Origin of the sequence: Paraburkholderia solisilvae (genome assembly GCF_902859875.1) — a bacterium.
In the GTDB taxonomy this organism is placed as follows: domain Bacteria; phylum Pseudomonadota; class Gammaproteobacteria; order Burkholderiales; family Burkholderiaceae; genus Paraburkholderia; species Paraburkholderia solisilvae.
On sequence record NZ_CADIKF010000145.1, the window covers coordinates 1 to 506 of the forward strand.

1 protein-coding gene is annotated in these 506 nt (G+C 61.9%); it reads left to right on the forward strand.

Annotated elements, in window-relative coordinates; genetic code table 11:
- On the forward strand, window positions 1-506 hold a 506-nt coding region (locus HV675_RS32195), incomplete at both ends, for a citrate/2-methylcitrate synthase (RefSeq protein WP_281364206.1).

Genomic DNA, 506 nt, shown 5'->3' on the forward strand with positions numbered 1-506 from the left:
GTGCTGGTGCGCGCGCTCGACCGCATCCTGATCCTGCATGCGGACCACGAGCAGAACGCGTCGACTTCGACGGTGCGTCTTGCGGGTTCGTCGGGTGCGAACCCGTTTGCGTGTATCGCGGCCGGTATCGCGTGTCTGTGGGGCCCGGCGCACGGCGGCGCGAACGAAGCGGCGCTGAACATGCTGGAAGAAATCGGCACGGTGGACCATATCCCCGAGTTCATCAGGCAGGTGAAGGACAAGAACTCGGGTGTGAAGCTGATGGGCTTCGGTCACCGCGTGTACAAGAATTACGACCCGCGCGCGAAGCTGATGCGCGAGACGTGCCACGAAGTGCTCGAAGAACTCGGCCTGCACGACGACCCGCTGTTCAAGCTCGCAATGGCGCTCGAAAAGATCGCGCTGGAAGACGAATATTTCGTGTCGCGCAAGCTGTATCCGAACGTCGACTTCTACTCGGGCATCGTGCAACGCGCGCTGGGCATTCCGACGTCGATGTTCACCTG